Source organism: uncultured Thiodictyon sp., from assembly GCF_903828115.1.
Taxonomy (GTDB): domain Bacteria; phylum Pseudomonadota; class Gammaproteobacteria; order Chromatiales; family Chromatiaceae; genus Thiodictyon.
This window is the reverse complement of sequence record NZ_CAIKKU010000225.1, coordinates 1-8,148: the sequence shown is the minus strand read 5'-3', so window position 1 is coordinate 8,148 and position 8,148 is coordinate 1. Positions and strand designations below refer to the sequence as shown.

The window sequence follows — 8,148 nt, the reverse complement described above, 5'->3', positions numbered from 1 at the left end:
CGATCCAGGAGGTTGCCGCCCGCCTTGAGCCCATCGCCAGGAGCGGGCCGGAGTCCTTGAGGCTGGTCCTCCTGGGGCCGATGCCGCTCGCCAGGGCCTACCGGCGCCCGATCCAGGAGGTTGCCGCCCGCCTTGAGCCCATCGCCGCCTTGAGCCCATCGCCAGGGCCTTGAGGCTGGTCTTCCCGATCCTCCTGGGCAACCAGTACGGGGTTTCCGCCATACGCAAAAAGATTGCGCCGGTCGGTGCGCTATGTCGCGCTATCCGGCGCTAAACCACGGTATTATTATGGTTTAGTTGCCTTTGATGCCTCAGAATCATCCAAATCGACTGTTCTGACATTCGGTAGCGCTTGGCAATGGCCCTGATGCCGTGCGCCCCGTCCGTCGTGCCGTCATGTTCTGCCCAGATCTCCAGATTGCGCAGGGCGCGCGTAATCGCGTCATTTTTCGGGATGTAAAAAGATGCCCCCCCATATTCGGTTGCGATTCGCGCAACCACGTTTACCGCACAGGTTCGCGTGCTACGGGGGTCAAGATTTGGCAGTGTGTTTGCCACGGTGTCAAAGATTATCGTGGTCATTTCATCAAACACCACTGGCCAGCGTCCCGCATCCGCCAGGCTCTCAAGGTCTAACTCTCCCATGCGTCCTCCGGGTTCGGTTTACGTGGTGGTCAGGTGCCCATACCGGGTCAGGGCGGCGGGGGTGTTCCCGAACGCCGCCGCGATCCTGTCCGCCTCGTCGGTCGTGCCCTCCCGTTCCCGGTGCAACGCCGCCGGGCTCTGGGAGTAGCGCGCCAAGGCCTCTAGGGTGTTCCCGAACGCCGCCGCGATCCTGCTCGCCTCGGCGGTCAGCGCCGGGGCCGGGGCCGAAGGAAAAGCGCCGCGGTTCATGGCTGTAACATAAAGGTTTGGCTTGTTGGTCAGCCCCACGGATGCAATTGACGCGACCTCCTGAGACTGGTTCAGGTGGTAGGCCGGGCTGTAGTACCGATATGCCCGGGTCCGCACGGATTCAGCGCCGGCTGCGGTCCAACTGACCCGCCCCCAAATTTCGCCGTGGCGCGCCTCAAGTGCCGTGATCCACCCTGCCGCCGGGGCGTCCAGTCCAACGGGCGCGCGGATGTGGGTTGCGTGTTCGGTGTCCAACGGCAAGTCGGCGCGATTCGCCAGGAAGCGCGCGACCACGGACGCGGGGGCGGGGTTGCTGAAGGTCCGCCCGTCCCGACCGACGATAACGCCAGCGGGGGCAAGCAAAAGCCAGTCGGGCGGGATCGGGCCGCCGAACTCGGATGCAGCCCCAACGGCAAGACCAATCTCAGGTTCGGCGCCCATGGTCAGATCCCGAAGTCTGCGCGCAGGGCGGCGATTGCCGGCGGAACGCGCTCAAGCATCATGTCCGCCGACAACAGCGGGGCGCCAAGGCCGCTTACCCGGGGCAGTGATACCCGCGTCAAATAGCCTGACACCAAGCCAAACGGGGCGCCCTTGCACCCTGCCAGGCGTGCATCATCCAGTGCCTGCAACTCGATCAAGGCGGCGGCGGTCTGCTCTGCCAGCCGTTCATATCGTTCAGCGGCGGCGGCAACCTGCGACCTCAACAAGGCGTCTACCAAGTCGCGGTAGTGGCCGCGGTCGCGCTCAAGCGCTGTTTCGGCAGCATCGGCCAGGCGGTTCAGTCCGGCCAGGGTCGCGGACACCTCGTTGTCGTTCTGCGCTCTCACCCTGGCGTCTTGGGCAAGCTCCGCTGTGACCTCGGCCAGGCGCTTCGCCACGTCCTCACCAAGCAACTGGGCCGCCAGCAGGTCCTCAAGCTCAGTCTGCAGCTCGTGTGACCGGGCGGGGGCGGGGTACGGGTCCAGTAACGGCAGATTCGCACAGTGCGTGCGCAGGGTGTCCACCCGCGCTTGCTCTTGGTCCAGCGCCGCCCGGTGCTCGGCCAGGATGGCGGGGGTTACCGGGGTATCGGCCAGCAACGCGGACAGGCGTTCGACCTCCCCCAGGTGGGCCGCGTGGCGGGCGTACTCCTGGGCGATGCCTGCCTCGGCCCTGGCGTCGGCCGCGGTGGCGTCGGCGATCTCTTGCGCGTAGCGGTCAGGGGTGGATCGATACCCGGCCAGGGCGTTGCGCGCTTCGTCGGCTTCGCGTTCCAGCCGTTGCACCTCGGCGGCGGCAGTGGCCGCCGCGGTGCGCTCGGCGGTGATCGCTGCGCGCAAGGCGTCTTGCTCCTTCAGGGCCGCCAGGGCGGCGGCAAGGGTCGTTACGGCGGGGGAGACGGTAATGGGTTTCTTCATGATGGCTCTTGGTGATTGAACGGAGTTAATTGGTTCGTCTGTTGTTCGCTATTGCGTTCTCTTTTATCTGCTATTTCATAGCCGCAACGCAATAGCACAAGGGACGCGGTACCAATGCGGCCTTGACACCAGAAATAGCCGGTTGATCCGCTCTGACATTGCTTTATAAGGGCGGATGCCTCGTCATATTCCGCTTGCAGTTGCCGGACAAGCTCCGCGGATGATCGGCCTTTTCTGGTTTTCATGTCGCCGCCTTCGGTTGCGCCGGGGCCGCCTTGCGTGGTCGCGGCTTGCGGGTCTTCGCCGCCGGGGCCGCCGCGGGCGCCACGATGGTTTTCACCCGTGCCGCGTGCCGGTCAAACTCGGTGTTGTTAGGCGCTCCAAAACCAAGCCCCGTCAATCTGTACAGGCTTCATTCCGGCCGATGGCGGATACTCTATCTCGGTTCGCTGATTCCAACATCCGCCGCCGCCGCGACTATACAGGACGAAGCCAAGGTGAGGGGCGCCGGTGCAATAAGGGGCTGCCTCAATGTTCGGCGTTATCGTGATTCCAGCAAGTGGGCGGAAGTTTATTTTCATGGTTTTCATGTCGCCTCCTTCGGTTGCGCCGGGGCCGCCTTGCGTGGTCGCGGCTTGCGGGTCTTCGCCGCCGGGGCCGCCGCGGGCGCCACGATGGTTTTAACCCGTGCCGCGTGCCGGTCAAACTCGGCATAGATCAGTTCTGCATCCGCCCGGGGCGTGTCCAGTCGCAACCGCGCCACGAACCCGGCAGGGAGTGCGACCAACGTTTGCACATGGCACGCGAGCGGGCCAAGGTCGGCCCGTAGCGCGTCGGTGTGCAGCCATGCAGGGACCGGCCGCCCTGGGTCTTCGCCGGAGAGTGCGAGGGGCAACTGATGCAGCGTTGCCCCGTGGTCGGTGTGGTGCTGTTTGTCCATGGTGCTGCTCAGCAATCCAGGGCCAAGACGCGCACGGCGCCGAACTGGCGATCGGCCGATGCAAAGGCGCTCGCGGGGTCGGAGTCGGTCGTTACCATCGTGACCCAGCGGGCGGGCGCGTCCGGGTCCATGCGGACCAGGACGCGGTAAGCCCGCTGGATCGGGCGGGGCGCGGGGGCCGGTCCGGCAGGGTCAGCGGCGGTCAGGGGTGTGACTGGGAGCGGGGCCCCCGGCAGCCCCTCGATTTTTTGAAAAGGGCCGGATGGGGTACCGCCAAAACTGCCAAAAGTCCCATCAAGGGGGGTTTTGTCAGTTTTGGCAGTACCCCATCCTGGGCTTTCAGATTTTTTTTCGGTCGCGCGCAGTCGGTCCAAGTAGCTCATGTCTGGTCCTCCACAAGGCTAGGGTGAACGGTGTAGCGGGTTGTCGGGCGCCCTTGGGCTTCGCCGTCATCGGCTCGGATGCGCCCGAACTCGACCAACACGGCCAGCGCGTCACTGGTTCCCTTCAGATCTAGAAACCGCCAGCCCTTCCGGTAGATATCGCGGGCGGTGAACGGGGCAGGAAGGGACTGCATCCGCCGGTCCAGTTCCAGGGCCGCCGCCATGTCAACGGCCATCGCCGGGGCGTAGATGCGCCGGGCGTGCGTCTCCAGATACTCAACCCAAGCCATTGCACGCTGTGCTGAGGCAAGCCCTACCGGGCCGCCCTCTGGCACGTCGGCCAGGTGGCACAGCAGCGCCAGCGATGGAACCAGCGATCGGAACTTAGCCAGATGCGACTCAAGACACGGATGCAGGTCGTCATCTCTCAGGCGATGTTCTAAGACCTCCCGCCAGGCGTTGAACTCCCGCTGTGCGGCCTCGTCGAACCGGACCCACGGCAGCGCGTCCCCATCTTCCCGGGTCGCGTGCAGGGCGTCCGGGTCAATACAGTCCAGGCGCTCATAGACGGCGCGGGCGGTGTCACGGGCCGCGGTGTCGGGCCAGCGGTCCACGTTGTGCCAGTCGCGCGTTGCGTCCGGCCAGACGGCCAACTGGAACCGCTGCACAAGCCCGTCGTCACCGATGCCGCCGCGGATCGCCGACACCATGTAGTCACCGATCGGGCCGGGTTGAATGCCGCCGATGATCGACACACAGGCGCCGGCAATCTCAACGGTACCCCTACCCATGCGGTCAAAGGTAAATCCGCCGGTGCCGTTCCAGGCTTCCAGGTAGAAGGCGCGCGATCCCTCCCGCCCGTCTTGGTCAAGCGACTTTAGGAAGCCGATCAGTTCATCACGATACAGCAGCATCCCGCGGGGGTTTTCGCGTAGCAGGTCGCCTAATTTCTCAACGGTGGCGTCGTGAGTCTTATAGCGTTTCCGCACGGGCGGCGGCGGTTCCTGCACGGCTTCAAGCGCAATGGAATGGGCGCGTGCTGCATCCTTGGCTTGAACGGCTTTGGACACTCGTTTGATGGCCTCTTTGGATGTTTCCTTGTGGACCAATAGCGCGGCTTCATAGTTGGTGTTTTCGTGGTCGAAAACTTGCCTTGCATTCGCCTCAAGCGCGTCAATCATGCGGATCGCCTCTTGAATCGCGGGCGTCTTCAACAGACTGGGGCGACCGACCACGGCGCCCCATAGGTTGGGCGTCACGGTCCAATCATCCTGACACTTGGGACGAATCGCCATCTGTCGACCAACCACGGCCGCAAGTGTGACCATGGCAGAAACGGCGGGGTAGTCGGGCGGGCATTGCATCCGTTCAGCGATGTCCGCGACCCACGGCCGCAGGGCCGCGGGTAGCAGGTCCAGTGCGAACGGCGCCACGGCAGGAAGGCCAGACGGGAGCGGTTCAGGAGCGGGCCATGGGGCCGCGGTGGGCGCGGATCGCGCGGGCTCGGTGGTCTGGGTCCGCTGGCGCTTCATTTCCTCCCGCGTGGCCGCCCGGCCGGCAACTTCCAGCGCAGCAACTTTTGCGCTCAAGCCGTCCTGCAGGTGGTCGGCGATGGGGAGTAGCGACCTCGGGCGCTTCCTCGGTGTTGCTGCGCTCATGTCCTGCCCTCCCGTTCAGCCGCGTCCAGGTACCCCAGGCGCGCGGCCTCCAGGACCTTGCGGGCCGCACGGGTCCGGCGCTCGGTCTCGGCCAGTTGGGCGGGGTAGTCGGGAGGGCATTTCGTCCGTTCGGGAATGTCGGCAATCCATAGCCGCAAGGCAGCGGGTAGCGGGTCCTCGATCGGGCGCTTCCTGGGTGTTGCTGCGCTCATGTCCTGACCTCTGCGCCGTCAACCTCGCCCAGACGCTTCTCAAGGATGGCGGCAAGCCCCCTGGCGGTTGCCTGGATGTCACGCAGCAGCGCCAGTGCCTCAGCGAGAGGAACCCCAGTGCGCTGTTCTGAGCCCATGGCGGATTCCAGTTCGCTGGCGAGCCTTCTCAGGCGCGCGGCGGTCCGTGTGTTCGCGCCGGAATATCCCGATTGACCCGGCAGGGACACCCTTTTGACGGGCGCCGATTCCGGGCCGGTGGGGTCGGCCTCAGTGACCTCAAGGTCGTCCGAGCGGCAGGCGTCCGGGGGCAACGACACGGGGGCGGGCAACGCGGCCTTGGCCTTGGCGCGCTTCACGCTCGCGGGGGAAACGTTCATCACCTTGGCGGCATCGTCGATGGTCAGGGCGGGCGCCGGGTTCAAAGGATCATTTGATCCTTTGATCGCCTCCGACCTCCGATCCCCTCCGCGACTCCGCGTCGCCAGGCGCGCGCCAATCGCCGCCCGCTGGTCGGTGGTCAGGTGCCGCCGGTGCAGGTTCTCACTGAGGACGAAGGCGAGCGGGTCGTTGCCCGTCCACTGCTCGAAGCTGGCGACGATACCCAACTCGGCACAGGCGCGGGCGCGGTGCCGCCCGTCCAGTATCAGATCCTCGTGAAGCAAGATCGGGTGCCGCAGTCCCTGGGCCTGGATATCCGCCTTGAGCTTGTCGAACTCCTCCGCGGACATGTCCGGTAACCAGAGGCACAAGGGGTGCGGGGCCGGGCCGGTATCGGGCGCGGCAGGCGCGTCTGACGCGGCGGCGGGCGCGCTCCCGTAATGCTCATTCAGGTAGTCACGCGCTAAGTCAATACTCAGCTTTTTGTGATCCATGATGAAATCAAGAACCGATGCGCCGGTCTTTTCGCATCTAAGGCAGCGATAGGCGCCGGTCTTGGCGTGTATCACAAACGATAGTTCGTCGGGACGACAGAAAGGGCACATGATGCGCTGCGCGTAGCCTTTACGGTCGGCTATCAAAAACGGCGCATGAGTGATTTCCTTCCGGTAGAACTCCAACGGATTGATTTCCGCTTCGGTGGGAAAGAGGACGGTGGCATTCATGCTGCGCCCTCGGCTACCGCGTCCGCCAGGTGGCCGCAGATACGCGCAGCAAACTTGATCAGCGCACCGACGCCGGCCAGGTCATCCGGCATGGGGGGCAGATCAGAGGACAGCGCCGACGCGGAATACTCCAGATACCCGGCCGCACCTTCAATCGCGGTCAGCCACACGGCCAGGGTATCCGCGTTCGACAGGGCGCCGGGGCGGATGGCACCATCAAACACGCGCAGGGCAAGGGCGACCCGGGCGGGGTCGGGGGTAGGGGTGGGCAGGGGGGCGCCGGGGGCGCGGTCTGGGGTAGTCATGTGCCGATCTCCAAGGGGTGGGAGGATCGGCCGCGAACAGTCGGCAGGGGCAGGACGGACAGACCCCACGCGGGGTACAATCGCCTTGCCGGTGCAACGCCGTGTCTGCGGCCTCGCTTTGCGTGGTGTCCCCGGCAAGGGACACCACGACGGCAACGAAGATACTCCACTCCAGCGCCGTCTCCAAGCCCCTGCACTCTGCCCAGTGCCGGGGCTTTTTCGTTGGTGGGGGTCACTGGGTGGCCTCCTGGGGGCGCGCAGTGTGGGTGTTGGCAGTCACCCAAGCCTGCAACGCCGCGGGGTGGTAGAGCACTCGGCCGCCGATCTTGACGAACTCAGGGCCCGCCCGCCGTTGTCGCCAACTCGCCATCGTGGACGGCTTCACGGCCAGTTCCACGGCCGCTTGCGCGGGCGTCAACAACTCGGTTACGACAAGGGGTAATTTCATGCTGCTTTGCTCTGTTTGGTGGGGATTTTACGGGGCAGGCTGCTTTTCCCTGACCCGGCCGCGACAAGTGCCGCGATGAACTCTGCGCGGTTCCAAAACTTCCTCCCGCGGATGATAAGCGGGCGGGGGATAACGCTGTCGCGCGTCCAGCGCCACAAGGTCATGGGTGAAATTTCTCCGGCCAGGGCGCACGCCGTTGTCGAATTGATCAGGGTCGCGCAGTCGGGCGCTTGGGGTTCGGTGGGGGTCGTTGCGTAAGCGCTGCTTAGGGGCTCTGGCATGTTTGGCGTTGCTCGGTGTCTTTAGGGTGTATGCACGATAAACGGCACAGCGCAGAAATTACTACTAAAGCGCTTTAGTGAACGCAGGGCTTGCGACAGGCGCAATAAATTTGCGCCATGCGCAATAGGCTTGCGCGGGGTCTGTGGCCAGGTGGCAACGGCCGCTTATTGCAGTGAAGGCCATAGACTGACCGGAGCCGGCCGACTCATAGGCTATAACTATCGGGAACAGTTATTGCGTGTCATGTAATACAGAGTTTTACGAGGATTAAGCAATTGCCGTGCCCATAGGTTATGCCTATCGACCGGCGCGGACACGAAGCGAGAAAGCGCGGTAGGGCATGGTTCCGGGCAGGTATCGACCGGCTCACCAGGTGTTGCACCACCTCCACCACGGGGCCGCCGATCCGCTGGCAGTGACCCGGCGCAGTGACCAGGGGGGGACGGCCGCCAAGCAGAACCCGGGGCCGCGGTCCTGCTCCTGGGAGGTTGCCGCCCGCCTTGAGCCCATCGCCAGGAGCGGG

The 8,148-nt window shown here is 64.9% G+C and carries 9 protein-coding genes; all 9 read right to left on the bottom strand.

Annotation, left to right across the window (positions count from 1 at the left end; genetic code table 11):
* Positions 1-270 precede the first annotated feature (270 nt).
* Positions 271-645, bottom strand: coding sequence for a Mor transcription activator family protein (locus tag QZY48_RS08310; RefSeq protein WP_295430044.1), 375 nt, complete (start codon positions 643-645; stop codon positions 271-273).
* An 18-nt stretch (positions 646-663) separates the two neighbouring features.
* A complete protein-coding gene (locus QZY48_RS08305) occupies positions 664-1,335 on the bottom strand; it encodes a phage protease (RefSeq protein WP_295430042.1) in 672 nt (223 codons plus the stop codon).
* 2 nt (positions 1,336-1,337) lie between these two features.
* Positions 1,338-2,294 (bottom strand): hypothetical protein, encoded by a 957-nt coding sequence (locus QZY48_RS08300; protein ID WP_295430041.1) that lies wholly within the window; start codon positions 2,292-2,294, stop codon positions 1,338-1,340.
* A gap of 586 nt (positions 2,295-2,880) precedes the next feature.
* Positions 2,881-3,234 (bottom strand): hypothetical protein, encoded by a 354-nt coding sequence (locus QZY48_RS08295; protein ID WP_295430039.1) that lies wholly within the window; start codon positions 3,232-3,234, stop codon positions 2,881-2,883.
* Positions 3,235-3,613: 379 nt separating this feature from the next.
* Positions 3,614-5,275, bottom strand: a complete 1,662-nt coding sequence (locus QZY48_RS08290) for a YfjI family protein (RefSeq protein ID WP_295430037.1) — start codon at positions 5,273-5,275, stop codon at positions 3,614-3,616.
* Positions 5,272-5,487 (bottom strand): hypothetical protein, encoded by a 216-nt coding sequence (locus QZY48_RS08285; RefSeq protein ID WP_295430035.1) that lies wholly within the window; start codon positions 5,485-5,487, stop codon positions 5,272-5,274. Before QZY48_RS08285 ends, QZY48_RS08290 begins: the two co-directional genes overlap by 4 nt.
* Entirely contained in the window at positions 5,484-6,590 is a 1,107-nt protein-coding gene (locus QZY48_RS08280; protein WP_295430033.1) for a ParB/RepB/Spo0J family partition protein, read from the bottom strand. Before QZY48_RS08280 ends, QZY48_RS08285 begins: the two co-directional genes overlap by 4 nt.
* A complete protein-coding gene (locus QZY48_RS08275) occupies positions 6,587-6,895 on the bottom strand; it encodes a hypothetical protein (protein WP_295430031.1) in 309 nt (102 codons plus the stop codon). The genes QZY48_RS08280 and QZY48_RS08275 overlap by 4 nt, the downstream gene beginning before the upstream one ends.
* A gap of 232 nt (positions 6,896-7,127) precedes the next feature.
* Positions 7,128-7,343 (bottom strand): helix-turn-helix domain-containing protein, encoded by a 216-nt coding sequence (locus QZY48_RS08270; protein ID WP_295430030.1) that lies wholly within the window; start codon positions 7,341-7,343, stop codon positions 7,128-7,130.
* Positions 7,344-8,148 lie beyond the last annotated feature (805 nt).

What these genes read in the sequence shown, in the direction of transcription:
- QZY48_RS08310 (WP_295430044.1), bottom strand. Translation starts at nt 645, where the DNA reads ATGGGAGAGTTAGACCTTGAGAGCCTGGCGGATGCGGGACGCTGGCCA.
- QZY48_RS08305 (WP_295430042.1), bottom strand. Translation starts at nt 1,335, where the DNA reads ATGGGCGCCGAACCTGAGATTGGTCTTGCCGTTGGGGCTGCATCCGAG.
- QZY48_RS08300 (WP_295430041.1), bottom strand. Translation starts at nt 2,294, where the DNA reads ATGAAGAAACCCATTACCGTCTCCCCCGCCGTAACGACCCTTGCCGCC.
- QZY48_RS08295 (WP_295430039.1), bottom strand. Translation starts at nt 3,234, where the DNA reads ATGGACAAACAGCACCACACCGACCACGGGGCAACGCTGCATCAGTTG.
- QZY48_RS08290 (WP_295430037.1), bottom strand. Translation starts at nt 5,275, where the DNA reads ATGAGCGCAGCAACACCGAGGAAGCGCCCGAGGTCGCTACTCCCCATC.
- QZY48_RS08285 (WP_295430035.1), bottom strand. Translation starts at nt 5,487, where the DNA reads ATGAGCGCAGCAACACCCAGGAAGCGCCCGATCGAGGACCCGCTACCC.
- QZY48_RS08280 (WP_295430033.1), bottom strand. Translation starts at nt 6,590, where the DNA reads ATGAATGCCACCGTCCTCTTTCCCACCGAAGCGGAAATCAATCCGTTG.
- QZY48_RS08275 (WP_295430031.1), bottom strand. Translation starts at nt 6,895, where the DNA reads ATGACTACCCCAGACCGCGCCCCCGGCGCCCCCCTGCCCACCCCTACC.
- QZY48_RS08270 (WP_295430030.1), bottom strand. Translation starts at nt 7,343, where the DNA reads ATGAAATTACCCCTTGTCGTAACCGAGTTGTTGACGCCCGCGCAAGCG.